Below are 18,434 nucleotides of genomic sequence, written 5' to 3' on the forward strand. Positions count from 1 at the left end.
CCCGTGCGGTCATCGCAGAAGCCGACGACAACTCGCGCTCCTCGGTTTTGGCCCGAACAATCGAGGCGGCCAGCCGGGAACAAGAGCTGTTGCAAAAGGCCGTGGGCGCCGGCGCCGGTTTGGCGGCGGCGCTGGCGGAGGTGCGGGAAGATGGGGTCGCCTGTTCCGCCCTTATGCAGCGGTTCCTGAAAAGTGCGCCGGAATTTGTATTTGCCGGGTTCATCCGACCCGACGGTATCATGGCGTGTTCGACAGCGGACGAAGTCATGGACCTGTCCGACGCTCCGGGATTCTCCAAAATTATCGAAAACCCGCAGCTGACTTTTTCCGTCAACCGATCCGGCGCTGTTTCAGGGCAATCCGTGATTATCGTCACCCGACCGGTCATGGATCGGGCACAGCTGCTGGGGTTCGTATCCATATCCATCCCCCATGCCCTCGCCAGCATTCCTTTGGATGTCGAGGACCAAAAGAGCGACGTCGTCATTGCCCTGTTCGATGCGAGCGGTGAGGTGCTCTTGTCGAATGTCGGTCTGGACGAAGTGAGCGGCTATTTGCCTCCCGCGCCGGACAAGCGTTTGGTGCTTTCCAACTCGGGAAAGACGTTCTCTGACCGTACACCCCTTGGAGAGGAGCGTATCTTCGCGGTAGCGACGATCATTCCGGGTGAAGTCGCCGTGATTGGTAGTTGGCCACGAGACGTGGCCTTGGCTTCGGTCGGCGCCGGCAGTACCGCCCTGACCATTGCCTTCCCGATCCTTATGTGGGTAACGGGGCTGGGAGTTGCCCTGTGGGGCCTGCATCGATTGGTGATACGGCACCTCGACAGCTTGCGTTCTGCCGTGCGTCGTTTTGCGTTGGGTGAGCGCGATCCGATTGAAAGCCTGGAAGGCGCGCCGCAGGAGTTTCAGCAAATCCAGACAGCATTCAACCGCATGGTCTTGTTGATCCGCGAGGCTGAGGCGCAGCACGAACGCGATCTTGTGGAAAAAACGCTGTTGTTGCGCGAGGTGCATCATCGCGTCAAAAACAACCTGCAACTGATCGCTTCGATCATGAACATGCACTTGCGCAAGGCCGAAACCCCCGAGGCCCGGCGCTTGCTGGAACAGTTGCAGCGTCGGGTTCGCGGCCTGGCCATGGTGCACCAGACCTTGAACCAGAACTCGCAGATGACGACGATCAATACCGAGGCTCTCATCGGGCATTTGGTGGCCGAACTGGCGCATCGACCGCCAATTCTGGGTCAGGTGGTCGAGGTCGACTGCCGGATCGCGCCGGTCGAACTGGGGCAGGATCAGGCCGTCACGCTGTCGATGCTGGTGGCCGAGGCGCTGACGAACGCGGTCAAATACGTAGGCGTGCCGCAGGACGGACCGCCGACAATTTCGGTGGAATTGACCCGACTCGAGGAGAGCACCCTGCATCTGAAAATCTCCAACACGCGCGGGCAGACAGACGACGGTGCGGATCTGTTCCACAGCGGCGGGATCGGTCAACGGCTGATGCAGGCCTTCCTTCGCCAATTGGACGGTTACGAAACCATAACCGAGACATCATCGCATTATGTATATGAGGTGACGTTCGAAATCGCCGAAGTAGAAGGGGATAGCGAACCACAGACCATTGCGGATGAGAGAGGCGGTGATGCCCGTGCCGCAGCAGAATGACTTTGAGGTCCTGATCACGGCCGAGCAAGCCTGGCCCGCCTTGGAAAAAGCGGTTCTGGAGGCCCGGCACCAGATCAAGGCAAGTTTTCGGATATTCGATTTCATGACACGGCTGCGCAGCGATGAGGCGCGCCGGATTGGCGATACCTGGTTTGACCTGATCGAGCATGTCATCCGCAAGGGTGTCTCGTTTCATCTGGTCATCAGCGATTTCGATCCGATCTTTGCGACCGAGTTGCACGAACTGAGCTGGCGCACCAAACGGCAGGCAATTGCGCTTGCGGAAATCCTTGGCCCAGATCTGGCCGCGCGCTTGAGCGTTCGCGTGTCCATGCATCCCGCGCAGGCCGGCGCATTGCCTAGGGCCACGCTGTTGCCCGCGGTTTTGCAAAAAAAAGCGCAGCGGATGCAGGAACTGTCCCGCGAACGACGCGAACGGCAGGCGGTACGGCTGGGGTCGGACACGCTGCCCCGGCTTCACACCGTGTCGCACCATCAGAAAGTTGCCGTGATCGACAATGAGGTCTGCTACCTCGGCGGATTGGACTTGAACGAAAGGCGCTTTGACACACCGGATCACGACCGTCTGGCCAAGAACACCTGGTCAGACGTTCAATTGCTGGTCCGCGGACCCGAGGCCGCCGAGGCTGCGCGCCATATCGACCGGTTCGAACAGGAAATCGCAACCGGAAAACCGGACCCACAGGCGGCCCACCTGCGCCGCACCCTGTCCAGCCCACGGAGGTTTGCGTTCTGGCGGCTGTCGCCAAAGACCATCGCGCATGAGATCGAGGATGAACACATCGCCGCCTTTCAAGCCGCGCGGCAACTTCTGCACATCGAGACCCAGTATTTCAGATCAACCCGGCTGGCCGAGGCCTTGGCTGAGGCGGGCCATTCCAAGCAGGATCTGAAACTGGTGCTTGTATTGCCAGCCTTGCCCGAAGAGGTGGCCTTTGGCGGTCATGACGGACTGGACGCGCAATACGGGTTGGACCTGCAGGCCAAATGTCTGGAAATCATCCAGCAGGGGTTCCAAAACCGGGTTTCGGTGTCGACCCCGGTCCAACCGATTTCGGCCAGTGGGGCTGATGCCAGCGCTGAAGTTCTGAGCGGTTCTCCGATCATTCACGTTCACAACAAAGTTCTGGTGGTGGATGACCATCAAGCCTTGGTCGGGTCCGCCAACCTGAACGGACGGTCTTTGCGGTGGGACACAGAAGTCGCCCTTCGGGTCACCGACCGGCAGCGGGTCGCGGTTCTGCGGCAAGCCTTGGTGGACCACTGGTGGTTCTCGGACGATCTGCGCAAACAGATCGAGCCCGATGCCATGTTCGCGTGGTGGCAGCGAGAGGTTCGCGCCAACGGCGTGCGGCGTCCCGAAGCGCGCAGCGGCTTTCTGGTCCCGCATGACGTCGACGTTGCGCGCGAAATGCGGCAACCTCTTCCGGGGGTAACTGAAAACATCGTCTAGGTGGTCGAGACCGGGCTCATGACCTTGGGGTGCATCAATACGCCGAACCACAGCAGGATCGGCAGCGCGACGATGGCGCCGACCGGTCCCCACAGCCAAAGCCCAAAGATGATGGCGATGAATACGACCAGCGGGTTCACCTGCAGACGTTGGCCGACGAAGGCGGGTGTTACGAATTGTGCCTCGGACAGATTGATGGCCAGGAAGATCAGGGGGGGCAACAGGGCCGCGGCTCCGCCGAACTGGGTTAACCCGGCGATCAGAAGGCCGGTCAGGATCATCAGCGGGCCGAGATACAGCACAAAATTCAGAAGGCCGGCGGCCACCCCCCAGATCACGGCGTCATTGATGCCGATCAGTCCCAAGGCCACGGCCGTTACCGTCCCGAGGCCGATATTGACCAACGTCACGGCAGCGAAATAGCGATAGACCGCGCGGTCGGCCAGATACAGCCGCTCCGTCAACGGGCCGGCTGCGGCATAGAGCTCGGGTCGGGTCAAAACGAAAAAGAACAGCGTGCCGATGAAAATCAGGATCTTTGATCCGAAATTGGGCGCCAGCCACAAGGCATCCATCACTGACGGAAGGGCGGACTCCGTTTCCGCTGCCCCATCGGCGCCGACGGTTTCTTCGATCTCGCGTCCAAGCGTTTCGATACCCCGAATGAACTCGGACATCGCGGCGACCCAAGAGCGCAACTCGCGTTTGATGGCAGGCAACTGTTCGACCAGCGTAGACAGTAATGGTTCAAGCAGAAGGAATGCCGCGACGATGACGGTGCTGGTCACGAACAGCAGTGCCGAGGCGGATATCACACGCGGGCAACCGACCTTCTCAAGCTTGTCCGCAAGCGGGGCAACCACGACCCCCAAAACCAAAGCGAAGGTGATCGGCGCAACGATCGACCGGGCCAGGTACAAAGCGGTGATGATGGCAATCCCGGTCAGGATCGCCAGCATCGCACGCAGGGCCGATGGAGAGCTGAAAGCAGTTGGCATGGGTGCGCTTCACTGACTGCGCAAAGCGTCAGAGGCCCGATCAGCCGCCTCATCCAGCCGTGCGTTGGCCGCGGCATGCAGTTTGTCCAGTTCTTCGTTCAAAACCCGTTGGGCCTGTCGCATCAGCTGATCGCGCCGATGGCCCAGCAACTCGTCCTCTTTGCGGGTGTTGGGCAGCAGAGCGCCAGCCAGAATTCCTACGCCCAGCGCTAATGCTCCGGCCGCCAGCGGCTGATCATGAACGAAGGTTTGCGAGGCCTTCGCCGCCTTCCGCGCACGCTTCTCGACCGCTTGCTGCGCACTGATTGCGGCCTTGCGCGCCTCGATCACCCGGGCACGGGATTGGGGGGACAGCTTGTCGAGACCACGGTCCAAGGCGGCGGACAGCACGCTGGCAGATTGGCTGTGTTCAGTCATTCCGGTCATCTCCTGTTTCATGCGGCTGTCGGCGTCGGCGACACGCTGATCAAACCCGTTGAAGGCCTGCTGCGGAGGTACGGCCTGGGGCGGGGATTGGGTGCTTTTTGCGCCGGACCCGGGGCCCGTAACTAAAAGGGCTGCCCCTGCACCGAACAGAGCGAAGGCGGCCGGGTTTTTTCGAGCCGCGGACCAGAGCTGCGCACCGATCTGCCCACCATAGGCTTCGAGTGTCGATTTCGCCTCGTCGGCCAGGCGCTGTGGCGCCAGCGTATCCGACAGAGCATTCAGCGAGCGCGCAAGGGCGCTGCGTTCATATGCGATCTGCGTTTCAAGGGGTGTAAGGTCAGACATGGGTCGACTCCTTCATCGCTTCGATGTCGCGCTGCAGGTTTTTCATGGCTTTCTCGGGAACCAAGGCGCTGGCGGACATGCGGGACCGGCCAAAAAACGCCAGGCACGCAGCAGCCAGTGCCAAGCCCGCGCCAACGAGCAACGAGGCCATACCCACCGACAATCCATTGGCGGCGATATACGCGACCAGGGCTGTGGCCATGAGGTTCAGCGCGATCATCAACAGGATCAGAGCAATGCCAATGCAGGCCAGCCCTACGCCCGCTCGCGTCAGGTTTCGGGACAACTCCTCCCTCGCAAGCTTCACCTCAGCCTGAAGCAAACTCGACAGATGTTTGAGCGCGTTTGCCAAAAGCCCCGGTGCCGATCGCAGATCGTTGGGGTTATGCATCGCGGCCACCATTCATCCGCGCCAGCGCGCTGGTGTGGCCCGACGTATCGACCGAGGTCCCATGCAGCGGCGACGGATCAATATCCCAAGGATCTGCCCCAAAAGATGCGGATTGAGCCACGCCCGTATTGCGCGCGCTCAGAAAACGGGCTGCGGCAAACCCGGCCAGGGCAGCCGATCCGACGAACAACAGCGGGTTTTCCCGGGCATAATCAGACACCTTTCGGCTCATACTGGCCAAATCGGCAGAGCGCACTTGCCCGGCAACGGCCTCCATGTTGTCGGCAATCCTCGACAGGACCTGATGTTGCACAGATTGGTCGAGAAATGCATCGGCAGCTGCGTCGGCTGCATGAGCGGCGCTCTCAGCCTCCTGCGCTGCGCTGTCTCTCAAGGCTTCGGCCCGGGCCGAGGCCTCGGTGGTCACGGTGTCCTTGACCTTGCCGGCCAGATCCTGGGCATAGACTTTTGCTTTCTCCGTGGTCTCGGTTCGACGTGGCATGGTTCGATCTCCTGTGTTGAGGTCTCGGTCCCCCAACGCATGGCTAGCGAGATTGTTCCCAAGACCACTTCGGACGCCACTGAAGACACAGTTCGGTAGCCGTCCGATCGCCCTTGCATCTTGACAGGTGCAGAAAAATCGCCGCCGCCCGGAACCAGCTCGCGTTTGGCGCGTTTCACTGGCAGCGACGAAGCAATCGAAAGGAAATTACGATGAACTGGGACCAAATTCTTGGACGCTGGACCGAATTCAAAGGCAAACTGATCGAGCGTTTCGGCGATTTGACTGATGATGAAATCGAACAAGCGCGCGGCGATCGCGAACAACTGGAAGGCATCATCCAGAAGAAATACGGAGACTCGAAAGAGGACGTTCGGGAAATCGTGGATCGCCTGATGAAGGACATGTAGCGCAAAGTTGGATGCACATATCGCGTGGGGTGGCGTCAAACCAACGGCGCCCCACACACTCCCAAGACCGACCCCAAAGGTAATCACGAGCGCATGAAGCTGTCTGACCTCATCAACACGCCCGTTGTCTCAGCTGGAACCGACCACGCAATTGGTCGCGTTTCCGATATCGCCATCCGCGCTGGGCAGACCGAGTTGGAGTACGTCTTGGTCAATCTGAGCGTGACCGGGGGGAATGACCCGGTGGCGTTCACGGCCGATACGCTCGATCTTGGCGCAAGCGAGATAGAGTGCGCGTTCTCCCAACAACAATTGGATCATTTGCGCCAGCGCAAAGAAGATGAAGATCCCCTTGCAGTGGACATCGAAGGCCTGCCGCCCCTGGTCGTAGGGCCGTTCGGCAACGCGATTGCACCGGTTGTGATGGGGGCGGTCCTGAATGACGCCCTCCGCCAACGCCCCCAACCCACGCCACCCGGTAGCAGCTTCCGATGGTTTACGAAGTTGCTGGGCAACCCTGCGTTTGACGCGACTGGTGAGTTGGGCAGATTCAAGGATATTGAGTTCGACCCTGACACCAAGGCACTGCGGTTTCTTCTGATCGACGGGCGACCAGATATCCTGAGTGTTCCGTTCGCCGAGTTACGCAATATTCCCGACGACGAACACTACATAGTTCTATCCAGGTCTTCTGACCCGCTCCACCCGGTCTGAGTATCTGGACACAGCTTGTCAAACCGCGCAGTTGCGCGGTTTTTTCTTTTTAAAACAAATATTTTTGCATTTTTCTGGGAACAAGTCGCGGCGTCATTCGTTTGTTAAACAAGACCGCGGGAAACGCGGTCAGAACAGACCAAAGGAGTGAGCAATGAAACGTTTTCTGACCACAACTTCGATCGTTCTGGTGATGTCGGCATCGGCCTATGCAGAAAGCTCGAATGTCGAAGAAGTCGGCAAGAACCTGGAAGAGGCAGCCGAGGCAGCCGGTGATGCGCTGTCGAATACCGCGCAGGACATCAAGAATGCTGCGCAGAACACGGCGGAAGACGTCGACCAAGCAGCCGAAGCAACCGGTGAGTACATCAGCGAAAAAGCCGGGCAGATGGCCGATGCGGCCGATCCTACCACCATCGACATCGAGGGTTATGTCCCCGTTGCCCAGGGCACTATCCCGGCCGAAGACCTGACCGGCATGCGCGTCTATGACGTCTCGCAAGAGTGGATCGGCGAGATCGAAGAGGTCGTCGTCGACATGGACGGAACGGTCGATGGGGCCGTGATCGGCGTCGGCGGGTTCCTCGGCTTGGGGGAAAAGGATGTTCTGATCGATTTCTCGCGCGTGTCGCTGATGCGTGAAGTCGATGGTGACACCACCTATGCCTTTGTTCACGCGGACAAGGAGATGCTGAAGGACATGCCGGCCTACGAAGGGTCATAAAACGGCTCCTCAGTCGCAAAGCATGTGATCAAGCCGCCGGCCGATTTTTCGGTCGGCGGTTCTTTAATTCCCGTCCATCCGCCGCGATTAGATCAGCGGGCGCGGAACGGCTTCGTTGATTTCGACCAAGCCAAGCTCGGCCAGACCCTCAAGATCGTTGATCTGCAGCACATTGTTGGACCACTCGGCCAGACCGAGATCCTTCAGCCGGCGCAGGGTCTTGTTCGTGTGAACCAGCGACAAGCCCAACGCATCCGCAAGATCCTGCTGCCGGTAGGGCAGCGGACACCGCAAGCCTTTGGCCAATCCGACGGCCTGCGACCTTGTGTAGAAGCGGTGCAGGCTCCACGCGATCTTCTCGATCGCGCCGCGCTGGCCAACGGTCGTCAGGGCGTCGCCCAGGAAATGCTCTTCGACGGCTGCCAGGAATGTCAGGTCAAAGGCCCGATCAGGCTGGTTCTGATACAACTCGAACAGCCGCGAGCGATTGAACACGCACAGCCGCATCGCAGTTGTCGCTTCGACGGAGTGCCGCATCTCGCCCATGACCCCAGCCTGCAACCCGACCAGATCGCCGGGAAGCACAAAGCCGATGACCTGCCTACGACCGTTTTCCAGCGTTTTGTAACGAACGCCCATCCCGCTTAAAACCGTGAACAAATGCGCGGATTTCGCACCCTCGATGAACAGCTGTGTTCCGGGTTCGGCCTGCATCTCGCCAGTTTTGAAATCCTGCATGAACCGCAGGTCGTCTCCCGAGAACGGCAGGAAGACATCCATCTGCCTCAGCGGACAGTCCGCACATGCGATCAGAGAAATTGTTTGTTGCTGTGTCATAGTTTATTGCGGCGCTGCGGGATTGCCCTACGGTGGCATCGAACAGATTTCAGGATGGTATTTATGGAAGCCTCTTCCCGCAGCGTAGCAGATGTTTTGATTGTTACGGAAAACTTTATCGAAGCAGCGGACATCAGTGACGCCATCCCCGGAGTTTCGCCCGATCGCATTGTCCATATCCGCGAGCTGCACGCGGGCGGGCATTTCTGGCAGGATCCCAAATTCGCCCCGGCCTTAGGCGTTCTGAGCTATCGCAGAAGTGAGACGTCATTCAATGCCGTCGCGCGGCTGTTGGTTGAACGCGGCAGTGCACTGTTGCTGTTGGACCCGTCCCCCGAGGTGCAAGCTCAATTTGAATGCGCGGCTCTGACACGGCCTTTCACGGCTGCAGATCTTGCACGCAAGATCGCAGCCATTGATTTCAGTGGGAACGGCTTGAAGATCGGTTCTGATCCTGGGTGAAACGGCGCAGGGCACATTGTGGCCCCAAGATCCTTGAACGAAAAAAGCGCGGCCGATGCCGCGCTTTGTTTTGTACTGACAATTTCCGAACTGATCAGATCGCGCTGCGCGCGGCCTTCGGGCCAAAGATCAGCCAGCAGATGAATCCGATGACCGGAAGCAACAGAACGAAAAGGACCCACAGGATTTTTGCACCGGTCGTCGCAGACGAACCGATGATCGAGATAATGGCCCAGATCGACAAAACCAGGACGATCAGACCGCCAATGCCATAGACTTCCACCATACCGAAGTTCCTTTCGAATTACGTGTCGTTGTTCCTACGAGGATACAACGCGATAGGTGGCTGAAAGTTCCCGACAAGGATCTGGGTGTGGTCCCAGTTCTCGTAGAAGTCTTGAGGATTTCTTCGCCTGACGGAACCAAAACGACCGGCAGAACGTTGGGATTGAAGGTCGATACATGGGGTCAAAATGTCCGATACACACGAAGCGCCGCGAAAAGATCTTGTCGAGAAAGAAAGCGAGCGCGAAGCGGTCGAAGAAGCGTCTGGGCTGTCTCCGCGCCTGATATTCGAGACCATCCGCCAAAACGGCGAGGAGGAACTGGATCGCCCGACCAAAGCGTTGTTCTGGTCCGGGATTGCCGCAGGAGTGCTGATCAGCTTTTCGGTGCTGGGCGAAGCGATCTTGCGGGCACATCTGCCCGACACCAGCGGTCGGTTCCTGATCGAGAACCTCGGCTATTCTCTCGGCTTTGTCCTGGTCATTTTGGGGCGGATGCAGCTGTTCACCGAAAACACGATTACGACTGTGGTTCCAGCCATGATAAACCCGTCCGTTGCCTGCTTCACCAAAACCGCCAGGCTGTGGGCAATCGTACTGGGTGCCAATGTGCTTGGGGCGTTTGCGATATCTGCCTTCCTGATCCATACGCCGGTGTTGTCACCCGAACTCGTCTCGGTCATCAACGACCTGAGCCACCACGCCACCGGCATGGGCGCTTGGGTTGGCTTTCTGCGCGGAATACCGGCGGGGATCCTGATTGCGGCAATCGTTTGGATGCTGCCTTCGGCACAGAACAACGAGGTGCTGGTCATCGTAATCTTCACTTGGATGATTGCGGCCGGTGACTTTACCCACGTCGTTGCCGGTTCGGTGGAAATGGCGGTTCTGATGCTTCAGGGGCAGTTGCCAGTAGGCGCAGCCGTTTTCAGCTTTTTCCTGCCCGTTCTCGCCGGCAACATCATCGGAGGAACCGCTGTCTTCACGATGCTGGCCTACGCCCAGATCAAACCCGAAATAGAAGAAGACCCAAAGCGCGGCTGAGGCGCTTTGGGTCTTTGGGATGGCGGGCTGGTTGGCGTGGCAGTGACGAATAGCGCTGTCAGCGATTCCTGATGAAAAACCAGATCAGTAGACCGGCCAAACCCAAGCCGAGCATGGCCGGAAATACGTATTCGATGCCCATATCGGTCGCAGTGTACCGCGTGTCCTAGCCGCGGTTGGCCTTGCGCAACGCGAGGCCCAGTAGGACACCCACGCCCAACGCTCCGACCATTGCCAAGCCTGGGTTCTCACGCACGAATGCGGCACTTTTCTCGGATGTCAGTGTCAGCTGCTTTTGCGCCTCATCGCGCGCCGTCTTCAACGTGTCACGCGTTGCGGTTACGCCATCTTCCAATGCTGATTTGGCCTCCTTGGCCACTTCGTCAATCCGCGCCGCCATCTCGACATGGGGAGTGTCCTGAGGGGCCTTCTTCGCCGTTTTCTGTGTCATGTCAGATCTCCTTTCATCGACCGAACGCGGGCGGTCGCCAAAGGTTCCACTAAAATGATCCGGAACCAATCTGGGGTTCCAAGCGTTGACCCGTCAGTAGTTACAAAAATGAAAGGAAATCCCATGTTGTCTTGGGCGCTGATCTTTTTCGCACTTGCTATCGTTGCTGGCATCTTCGGGTTTGGCGGCATCGCGTCGGCCTCGGCCGGTATCGCGCAGATCCTTTTCGTGATCTTTCTGGTCCTGTTCATCGGTTCGCTGATCTTGCGGCTGATCCGTGGGTAAGCCCCCGCGCATCCGCACTCCCTGAAACAGTACCCCGAGGTTCAAAGCCCTATGAAAGATGCCGTCCATACCCAAACAGCCGCCGAATTGCTGATTGCCTGCCTGGAAGCCAACGGCGTGACCTGTGCATTCGGTGTTCCGGGTGAGGAAACAACCGATCTGATCGCCGCATTCGACAAATCGAGCATCGACTTCGTCCTGTGCCGGCACGAGCAGTCGGCGGCGTTCATGGCATCGGTTCACGGTCGATTGACGGGGAACCCGGCGGTATGCCTCTCGACACTTGGGCCTGGGGCGACCAACCTTGTCACCGGTGTGGCTGACGCCACGCTTGACCATGTGCCGCTGATCGCCCTCACAGGGCAAGGCGCCCGGTCCAGGCTGGGCCGCGAAAGCCATCAGATCATCGATCTCGAAGCGCTCTTCGCGCCAGTCACCAAGTCGAGCCGAACGCTGATGGTCGCGGATGAAATTCCCCAAGTCGTGGCCGAGGCCGTGCGATTGAGCAAGATCGACAAACCCGGAGCCGTCCATCTTTCCCTGCCCGAAGATCTGGCCGAGGTCCCGATTCTGGCCGAACCTTTCGTGGCGCCGCCGCCAGCCGAGGTGCGACCGGCGGCCGATGCGGTCATCCGTTCCGCGCGCCTGCTGGCCGAGGCGAAAAAGCCCTTGATCCTTGCAGGACATGGGGTGATCCGATCCGGCACCGCAGGCGACGTTCGGGCACTTGCGGAAAGCCTTTCTGCCCCGGTCGTCACGACATTCATGGCCAAAGGCGTTTTGCCTCCGGGGCACCCGCTCTCGCTGCATTCGATCGGTCAGCCGGGCAAGGAATTGGCGTCTGAAGCCTTCGACCTGTGCGATCTGATCATTGCCATCGGGTTTGACCCGGTTGAATATCCACCCTCGAACATTTCGATGGGCGGTAAGAAGCCGGTTCTCGAGATCTCGGACGTGGCCTCGACTGTTGATGTGGACTGGCCGGTAAAGGCCGCTCTGACAGGCGACCTTCCGCACTGCATCGACGTTCTGGCGAAGGCCACGGCCGAACGTCCCACGCAAAGCTGGTTCAAAGATCTCCAGCGGAGGATTGACGCCTCGCTGGAAGGTGGACCAACACCTCCCGATGCCGCTTGTGTCGCGCCGTCGGACATTTGTCAGGCGATTTCCGAAACGCTTTGCGAAAGCGACGTTCTGTTGTCTGGGGTTGGCCTGCACAAACTTTGGGTCGCCAGCAAGGTTCAAGCGCGCCGGGCGGGGCAAATCATCATTCCGAACGGCCTGGCCGGTATGGGCCTTGCGCTGCCCGGAGCGATCGAGGCGGCCCGTCTGTTGGACGAGGGTCGGGTGATCGCCGTTTGCGGTGATGGGGATTTCCTGATGAACGTCCAGGAGATGGAGACGGCGGCCCGGTTGTGCGTGCCCGTAACCGTTCTGGTCTGGGAAGACAACGGCTATGGTCTGATCGACGAAAAACAACCTGGTGCGCGCGAGTTTTCCTTCGGCAACCCCGATTTGGAGTCACTGGCCCGATCTTTTGGCTGGGTCTACCACGATATCGAAAGTCACAGCAAACTTGCTCCTGCGCTGCAGGCGGCGGCTGACGTCGCCGTTCCAACCTTGCTGCGGGTATCGGTCGACTATTCGGCTGATGGCGGGATGCCCACCGTCACCTGATTTTTCCGCCGAAAGTGGAACCAAATCCGTTTTTGGGCGTTTCTTCCCCAGTAGAAAAAAGGAGTTGTCATGACCGACGCATTGAACGTTGTCTCGAACGAAAACCCCGTTTCCACTGGCGTGCGCGACACCGCGCCCTTGGCCAAGGGTCTGGCTGATGTTCTGGCCGATACCTACCGGCTGACCTTCAAGACACATGCGTATCACTGGAACGTGGAAGGCCCGCTGTTCTATTCGATTCACAAGCTGACCGAAGAACAGTACGAAAACATGTTCGCCGCCGCTGATGAGATCGCGGAACGCATCCGCGCGCTGGGTCATCTGGCACCCTCGCGCATGTCCGACATCCTCGATTTCTCGGCCATCAAGGATCGCGAAGGGGACCTGTCCGCCGCCGACATGATCGAAGATCTGGCTGCTGATCACGAACGAGTGGCGCACCGCCTGCACGCCCTGACCGAGCTTGCAGGAAGCCGCAAAGACGTCGTGACCGAAGATCTGGCGACCGAACGTTCGGCTTTTCATGAGCAGGCAGCGTGGATGCTGCGGGCGATCTCGAAATCAAGCTGACGGGGTGCCCGGGCGCGGGTGTCGTTTTGCGACCCAACCGTGCGCGTTTAAGGTCTTGCGCAGGCTTGCCGAAAAAATCGGCAAGCCTGCACATTCTGATCTGGTGACCAGTCCAAAGGGCGGCAATGTCTGACAAAAACACGAAAAGCCAAAACTTGGCCGAGGAGCGGACCGACTGGGCCGAAGACCGCACCATTTTGGCAAATGAGCGCACGTTTGCGGGTTGGATGAGAACCGGAATGGCCTGCGTGGCCATCGCCCTTGGCCTCAAGGCCGTGTTTTCCGCCGTCGAGCCCGAGTGGCTGGCGAAAGCCGCAGCCACTCTTTTTGTTTTGATCTCGCTGCTGATCTATTGGGGAGCCTGGATGAACGCCCGCCGCGTGTATTCCCGATTGGAAGCGCACAGCGCTCAACCGGCGTCCCGCTTCCACTTGCAATTGGTTGTTGGAAGCCTGTCCCTCGGATCAATCGCATGTTGCCTTGTGTTGTGGCTTGTCTGAGTGAGGTGGCCCGTTCGATTTTCATATCATCGCGGGCCTTCGGCCCATCGAGCGATTCTTTCTGATGCGGGCAGAAGTTAGCCAATGCGCTAGGTGGCCTGACGGTAGTGTAGTGAAGACGCCATTGCCCGATCGGGGTTTCGGCTTGCTTTGCCGCCGCAGCGGGTGCAGTGCCCGCTTGGGCACAGAACTTCGGCATACCGGTCCAGATGATCACGCAACGGCTTGCGGCTGTGCTATCGGACCCGGTCAGATTGAATAAACCGCCGCATCGCGAATAAGCCGTTGAAAGATCAGCGCTAAAGGCAAAGCAGGTTCGGGGGCAACTCAAAAAACCGTTTTTTTGTCGCAAAAACGGACTTTGGATGTCGAACGTCACTAGGATCAGGAACTGGCGATCCCGGAAGGACTCGAACCCTCAACCTGCTGATTAGAAGTCAGCTGCTCTATCCAGTTGAGCTACGGGACCGCTGGGCCCTTCTTGATCGGTTTAGGGCCGGGGTTCAAGAGCCAAGCGCATGAACGCGCTGTTGGGATCGTCCCGATACCCAAAGATCGGACCGCAATAGCTGTATCGCAACGCTTCATAGAGTTTGCGTGCGGCGTCGTACTCGGCCAGATGGGCAGCGCCGGTTTCCAAAACCAGAGCAGAGATTCCGTCGGCGCGTGCGCATTCGGCCAGGTGGTTCATCATCGTCCGCGCCAAACCGCGCCCACGTGCTTTGGCCAGGATATGGACCGACTTCACCTCGGCCGTCCCGTCCGGCAAAGCCTTCAATGCGCCGCACCCCACAGGCTCGTCGTCGTCAAACAGGGCCCAGAACCGAATACCCGGCCCAGAGAGCGCCTCGGCATCCATCGTGTGATTGCTTTCGGCGGGTCCCGCGGTTTCGCTGTGCGCGAAATGCGCCTCGACCACCGGCCGCAGGGCAGCCGAGGTCGGATCCGCTTCGCGGATGTCAATCATTCAGTGGGTCCAGGGACCGCGGCGGTCTGTTGCAAAATTCTCGCCATACCCGCGCTGGCGCAGGTTGGGTTTGCGCTTGTGCGGTTCGCTGACCAGAACTTCGATGCCATGATCCTTGGCATAGTCCAACGCTTCTTCCTTGGTGTCGAACTTCAGGCGAACCTGGGATTGCGTGTCAGAAGACGATGTCCAGCCCATCAGCGGATCAACCTCGCGCGCCGACGCAGGCGCGAATTCCAAAACCCATTTGCGGGTCTTGGCCATACCCGACGTCATCGCATTTCTTGCAGGCTGGTAAATCCGTGCGCGCATGTCGCCTCTCCATACTCGGTTGGTCGCGACCGTTTATGCGTCAGAGTGCGGGCGGGGACAAGATTGCAAATGCCGCAGGGCCATGCAAATGACCGGCGCTGCAGGGGTTGCATGCGGACAAAATAAGAACAAATGTAAGAAGCCCAAGCGGAGCCTGCCGATGCCCTATGCACATTCTGACAAAACCCAGCTGACCGTCGACGATGTCCGCGCCCGCCTGAAGCTCGAGGGCGGCAAGCGGTTCGTCATGCATACGGAGTTTGCACCGGCGGGTGACCAGCCAACGGCCATCAAGGAACTCGCCGCCGGTGTCCTGGACGGCGAGCGCGATCAGGTGCTGCTGGGTGCCACGGGCACCGGCAAGACCTTCACCATGGCCAAGGTGATCGAGGAAACCCAGCGCCCCGCCATCATCCTGGCCCCCAACAAGACGCTGGCGGCCCAGCTTTACGGCGAGTTCAAGGGCTTCTTCCCGGACAATGCGGTCGAATATTTCGTGTCGTACTACGACTACTACCAGCCCGAAGCCTATGTGCCGCGCAGCGACACCTATATCGAGAAGGAATCGCAGATCAACGAACAGATCGACCGGATGCGCCACTCGGCCACCCGGGCGCTGCTGGAACGCGACGACGTGATCATCGTGGCCTCGGTCTCGTGCATATACGGCATCGGTTCGGTCGAGACCTACGGGGCGATGACGCAGGATCTGAAGGTCGGGGAAGAATACGACCAGCGACAGGTGATGGCCGATCTGGTGGCCCAGCAATACCGCCGCAACGATCAGGCCTTCCAGCGCGGCAGCTTCCGGGTGCGGGGCGATTCCCTGGAAATCTGGCCTGCCCACTTGGAAGACCGCGCGTGGAAACTCTCGTTCTTCGGCGAGGAACTGGAGGCGATCACCGAGTTCGACCCCCTGACCGGCGAGCGCACCGACACGATGGAGCAGATCCGCGTCTATGCGAACTCGCACTACGTCACGCCGAAACCGACGATGCAGCAGGCGATCCTTGGCATCAAACAGGAACTGCGCCAGCGCCTCGACCAACTGGTCGGAGAGGGCAAACTGCTCGAGGCGCAGCGGCTGGAACAGCGCACCAATTTCGACCTCGAGATGCTGGAGGCCACCGGCGTCTGCAACGGGATCGAGAACTACTCGCGCTATCTGACCGGCCGGGCACCGGGGGAGCCGCCGCCGACCCTGTTCGAATTCATCCCCGACAACGCCATCGTCTTTGCCGACGAATCCCACGTGTCCGTGCCGCAGATCGGCGGCATGTATCGCGGCGACTACCGGCGCAAGTTCACGCTGGCCGAACACGGGTTCCGCCTGCCCTCCTGCATGGACAACCGCCCGCTGAAGTTCGAGGAATGGGACGCCATGCGCCCGCAGTCGGTCTTCGTCAGCGCCACCCCGGCCAAGTGGGAACTGGAGCAGACCGGCGGCGTCTTCACCGAACAGGTGATCCGCCCCACGGGCCTTCTGGACCCCGAGGTCGAAATCCGCCCCGTCGAGATGCAGGTCGACGACCTGTTGGACGAGGTGCGCAAGGTCTCGGCCAAGGGGTTCCGCACGCTGGTCACCACGCTGACCAAACGCATGGCCGAGGACCTGACCGAATACATGCACGAACAAGGCATCAAGGTCCGCTACATGCATTCCGACATCGACACGATCGAGCGGATCGAGATCCTGCGCGACCTGCGGCTGGGGGCGTTCGACGTGCTGGTGGGCATCAACCTGCTGCGCGAGGGGCTCGACATTCCCGAATGCGGGCTGGTCGCCATTCTGGACGCCGACAAAGAGGGCTTCCTGCGCTCGGAAACCTCGCTGATCCAGACCATCGGCCGCGCCGCGCGCAACGCCGAGGGCCGCGTGATCATGTATGCCGACCGCATCACCGGCAGCATGGAGCGCGCGCTGGAGGAAACCAACCGCCGCCGCGCCAAGCAGATCGCCTATAACGAGGAACACGGCATCACGCCCGAGACTGTGAAGAAGAATGTCGAGGACGTTCTGGCCGGGCTTTATGCCGGCGACGTGGACATGAACCGCGTCACCGCCACCATCGACAAACCGATGCACGGCGCCAACCTCGAGGCCCATCTGGACGGGTTGCGCGAGCAGATGCGCAAGGCGGCCGAGAACCTGGAATTCGAAGAAGCCGCCCGCATCCGGGATGAGATCAAGCGCCTGGAAGCGGTCGATCTGGCCGTCGCCGACGACCCCATGGCGCGGCAATGGGCGGTCGAGAAGGCCTCGGAAGACGCGGTCCGGTCGCAGGGGCGGTCAACGGCCGGACGGCCGGGGCAGCGGGGTGGGAATGTCAAGAGGCGGAAGCGTCACTAGCGTCTTTCCAAATAGTTTCCTTGAACTACTACTAATTTTGCGTAAGTTTCTGAGTATGGAAAAGAGCAACGTTGAAGGAACTGTGAACTACGAATCTACAACTCGCTACGTTCTCGGCGTAGTAGCAGGTTCTGTTATTCTCTTTCCTACGATATTCAGTGCGATATCTCCTCCCTATGTACTAGATTTTTTTCTATACTCTTTTTGGATGCTAGCTTTTTTAGCATTTGTTTTTCTCTCATTTGCATTCCATCTATCGTCTCTATCTGGTGAAAACGCCCCTGTGCGCACAACAGGGCTTGGGAATAATTTCGCATTCTTGTCTTTACTATCACTTTTTATTTTTATTTGTGGGAATATATTTTCAGATCGAATTTCCAAGCCAGAGATTCTTTCTGTTACCGCCGATAAGTATACCGTTTCTCCTAACGAAATAGTTTCTTTGTCCGCTACAGCGAGCGACAACGACGGTGATCATTTGCGGTGGCATTGGATTGTTGAACAAGAAGACGTTCCACATAAAGACCCTCCTCCAACAAAATATCATCAAACACTTCAAAGCGACCTTAGAACAGCGCAATGGATTGTCCCTGACTCTATTCTTAATGGGTTCTATCGTGTTGCGGTTCAAACAAACGATGGAAATAAGTTATCAAATAAGCAGTTTATAGTATTGAGAGTTCATAATGGAAGATAAACTAATCCGTAGCCGTTTCGATTCAGCGTTTAAACAGCTTCGTTCAGAGGAAGTTACTGGCATTGGATTTATTTCAAGACACCGCAAGTGGCTATTGGAACTGTACGCACAAGAAAACCGCGAAAATTCGAGTTTCGAAGTAAGCGAGTTTGAGTTGTATGATGCCCTAAGAGCTATTGCACGCACTTCGGAAGCTAGAGGGCGGTTTACTTTGCCCTGCTGCTCAAAGTGGCCGATTTATCCTGCTTGCAACAGAGATTGTTGAAATTTATCACTAAGGCGAGCAACTGCCGCAAGCCTAGGTTGGGTGAAATCACCTATTCTGCTCGTCCCTCACACGCCAC

General features: G+C 58.8%; 22 protein-coding genes and 1 tRNA gene. 13 read left to right on the forward strand and 10 right to left on the reverse strand.

Translation table 11 applies throughout. From position 1 onward, the window contains the following. Positions 1–101 precede the first annotated feature (101 nt). Positions 102–1,670, forward strand: a complete 1,569-nt coding sequence (locus ACR0JC_RS14890; protein ID WP_170343236.1) for a sensor histidine kinase — start codon at positions 102–104, stop codon at positions 1,668–1,670. Beyond that, the gene (locus tag ACR0JC_RS14895; protein WP_170343237.1) at positions 1,648–3,144 is read left to right on the forward strand and encodes a phospholipase D family protein; all 1,497 of its coding nucleotides are present in this window, start codon (positions 1,648–1,650) and stop codon (positions 3,142–3,144) included. Before ACR0JC_RS14890 ends, ACR0JC_RS14895 begins: the two co-directional genes overlap by 23 nt. Here the strand turns inward: ACR0JC_RS14895 and ACR0JC_RS14900 are convergent. The 4 genes from ACR0JC_RS14900 to ACR0JC_RS14915 are packed head-to-tail and all read right to left on the reverse strand — an operon-like array spanning position 3,141 to position 5,806. Then, a complete protein-coding gene (locus tag ACR0JC_RS14900; RefSeq protein WP_170343238.1) occupies positions 3,141–4,142 on the reverse strand; it encodes an AI-2E family transporter in 1,002 nt (333 codons plus the stop codon). The genes ACR0JC_RS14895 and ACR0JC_RS14900 overlap by 4 nt on opposite strands. Before the next feature lie 9 nt (positions 4,143–4,151). Beyond that, entirely contained in the window at positions 4,152–4,913 is a 762-nt protein-coding gene (locus ACR0JC_RS14905) for a DUF883 family protein (protein WP_170343239.1), read from the reverse strand. Beyond that, positions 4,906–5,304 carry a phage holin family protein gene (locus tag ACR0JC_RS14910; protein ID WP_170343240.1) on the reverse strand — a complete coding sequence of 133 codons (399 nt, stop codon included), beginning with the start codon at positions 5,302–5,304 and terminating at the stop codon, positions 4,906–4,908. Before ACR0JC_RS14910 ends, ACR0JC_RS14905 begins: the two co-directional genes overlap by 8 nt. Further along, the gene (locus ACR0JC_RS14915; protein WP_170343241.1) at positions 5,297–5,806 is read right to left on the reverse strand and encodes a hypothetical protein; all 510 of its coding nucleotides are present in this window, start codon (positions 5,804–5,806) and stop codon (positions 5,297–5,299) included. Before ACR0JC_RS14915 ends, ACR0JC_RS14910 begins: the two co-directional genes overlap by 8 nt. 212 nt (positions 5,807–6,018) lie before the next feature. Here ACR0JC_RS14915 and ACR0JC_RS14920 point away from each other — a divergent pair, with 212 nt between their 5' ends. From ACR0JC_RS14920 to ACR0JC_RS14930, 3 genes are all read left to right on the forward strand, one after another. Then, entirely contained in the window at positions 6,019–6,216 is a 198-nt protein-coding gene (locus tag ACR0JC_RS14920; RefSeq protein ID WP_093961665.1) for a CsbD family protein, read from the forward strand. Between the two features lie 93 nt (positions 6,217–6,309). After that, positions 6,310–6,930, forward strand: coding sequence for a PRC-barrel domain-containing protein (locus ACR0JC_RS14925; RefSeq protein WP_170343242.1), 621 nt, complete (start codon positions 6,310–6,312; stop codon positions 6,928–6,930). Between the two features lie 154 nt (positions 6,931–7,084). Next, entirely contained in the window at positions 7,085–7,654 is a 570-nt protein-coding gene (locus ACR0JC_RS14930) for a PRC-barrel domain-containing protein (protein ID WP_170343243.1), read from the forward strand. A gap of 87 nt (positions 7,655–7,741) precedes the next feature. On the opposite strand, the gene ACR0JC_RS14935 is transcribed toward ACR0JC_RS14930, so the two are convergent. Then, positions 7,742–8,491 carry a Crp/Fnr family transcriptional regulator gene (locus tag ACR0JC_RS14935; RefSeq protein ID WP_170343244.1) on the reverse strand — a complete coding sequence of 250 codons (750 nt, stop codon included), beginning with the start codon at positions 8,489–8,491 and terminating at the stop codon, positions 7,742–7,744. A 63-nt stretch (positions 8,492–8,554) separates the two neighbouring features. Here ACR0JC_RS14935 and ACR0JC_RS14940 point away from each other — a divergent pair, with 63 nt between their 5' ends. Then, complete coding sequence (locus tag ACR0JC_RS14940; RefSeq protein ID WP_170343245.1) at positions 8,555–8,953, forward strand: hypothetical protein; 399 nt, start codon at positions 8,555–8,557, stop codon at positions 8,951–8,953. Between the two features lie 94 nt (positions 8,954–9,047). Here ACR0JC_RS14940 and ACR0JC_RS14945 read toward each other — a convergent pair whose 3' ends face one another. Further along, entirely contained in the window at positions 9,048–9,239 is a 192-nt protein-coding gene (locus ACR0JC_RS14945) for a PLD nuclease N-terminal domain-containing protein (protein WP_093961670.1), read from the reverse strand. Positions 9,240–9,426: 187 nt separating this feature from the next. On the opposite strand from ACR0JC_RS14945, the gene ACR0JC_RS14950 reads away from it, so the two are divergent. Next, entirely contained in the window at positions 9,427–10,281 is an 855-nt protein-coding gene (locus ACR0JC_RS14950; protein ID WP_170343246.1) for a formate/nitrite transporter family protein, read from the forward strand. 166 nt (positions 10,282–10,447) lie between these two features. Here the strand turns inward: ACR0JC_RS14950 and ACR0JC_RS14955 are convergent, their stop codons facing one another. Beyond that, positions 10,448–10,732: a hypothetical protein gene (locus ACR0JC_RS14955; RefSeq protein ID WP_170343247.1), complete on the reverse strand. Its 285-nt coding sequence runs from the start codon at positions 10,730–10,732 to the stop codon at positions 10,448–10,450. A 123-nt stretch (positions 10,733–10,855) separates the two neighbouring features. On the opposite strand from ACR0JC_RS14955, the gene ACR0JC_RS14960 reads away from it, so the two are divergent. From ACR0JC_RS14960 to ACR0JC_RS14975, 4 genes are all read left to right on the forward strand, one after another. Then, positions 10,856–11,017, forward strand: coding sequence for a DUF1328 domain-containing protein (locus tag ACR0JC_RS14960; protein WP_093961673.1), 162 nt, complete (start codon positions 10,856–10,858; stop codon positions 11,015–11,017). A 51-nt stretch (positions 11,018–11,068) separates the two neighbouring features. Beyond that, the gene (locus tag ACR0JC_RS14965; RefSeq protein WP_170343248.1) at positions 11,069–12,694 is read left to right on the forward strand and encodes an acetolactate synthase large subunit; all 1,626 of its coding nucleotides are present in this window, start codon (positions 11,069–11,071) and stop codon (positions 12,692–12,694) included. 69 nt (positions 12,695–12,763) lie between these two features. Further along, on the forward strand, positions 12,764–13,264 hold the full coding sequence (locus tag ACR0JC_RS14970) for a Dps family protein (RefSeq protein WP_170343249.1): 501 nt from the start codon (positions 12,764–12,766) through the stop codon (positions 13,262–13,264). 125 nt (positions 13,265–13,389) lie between these two features. Beyond that, on the forward strand, positions 13,390–13,764 hold the full coding sequence (locus ACR0JC_RS14975; RefSeq protein ID WP_170343250.1) for a YidH family protein: 375 nt from the start codon (positions 13,390–13,392) through the stop codon (positions 13,762–13,764). Between the two features lie 392 nt (positions 13,765–14,156). Here the strand turns inward: ACR0JC_RS14975 and ACR0JC_RS14980 are convergent. From ACR0JC_RS14980 to ACR0JC_RS14990, 3 genes are all read right to left on the reverse strand, one after another. Continuing rightward, a tRNA-Arg gene (locus ACR0JC_RS14980) sits at positions 14,157–14,233 on the reverse strand. Positions 14,234–14,254: 21 nt separating this feature from the next. After that, a complete protein-coding gene (locus ACR0JC_RS14985) occupies positions 14,255–14,731 on the reverse strand; it encodes a GNAT family N-acetyltransferase (RefSeq protein ID WP_170343251.1) in 477 nt (158 codons plus the stop codon). Then, positions 14,732–15,043, reverse strand: coding sequence for an ETC complex I subunit (locus ACR0JC_RS14990; protein ID WP_093963390.1), 312 nt, complete (start codon positions 15,041–15,043; stop codon positions 14,732–14,734). It lies immediately after the preceding gene. A 160-nt stretch (positions 15,044–15,203) separates the two neighbouring features. Here ACR0JC_RS14990 and uvrB point away from each other — a divergent pair, with 160 nt between their 5' ends. Together uvrB and ACR0JC_RS15000 are read left to right on the forward strand one after the other, a co-directional pair. Continuing rightward, complete coding sequence (gene uvrB, locus ACR0JC_RS14995) at positions 15,204–17,393, forward strand: excinuclease ABC subunit UvrB (RefSeq protein WP_170343252.1); 2,190 nt, start codon at positions 15,204–15,206, stop codon at positions 17,391–17,393. A gap of 55 nt (positions 17,394–17,448) precedes the next feature. Beyond that, positions 17,449–18,090, forward strand: coding sequence for a hypothetical protein (locus ACR0JC_RS15000; RefSeq protein WP_170343253.1), 642 nt, complete (start codon positions 17,449–17,451; stop codon positions 18,088–18,090). Positions 18,091–18,434 lie beyond the last annotated feature (344 nt).

This window comes from Ruegeria sp. CH5 (assembly GCF_056537025.1).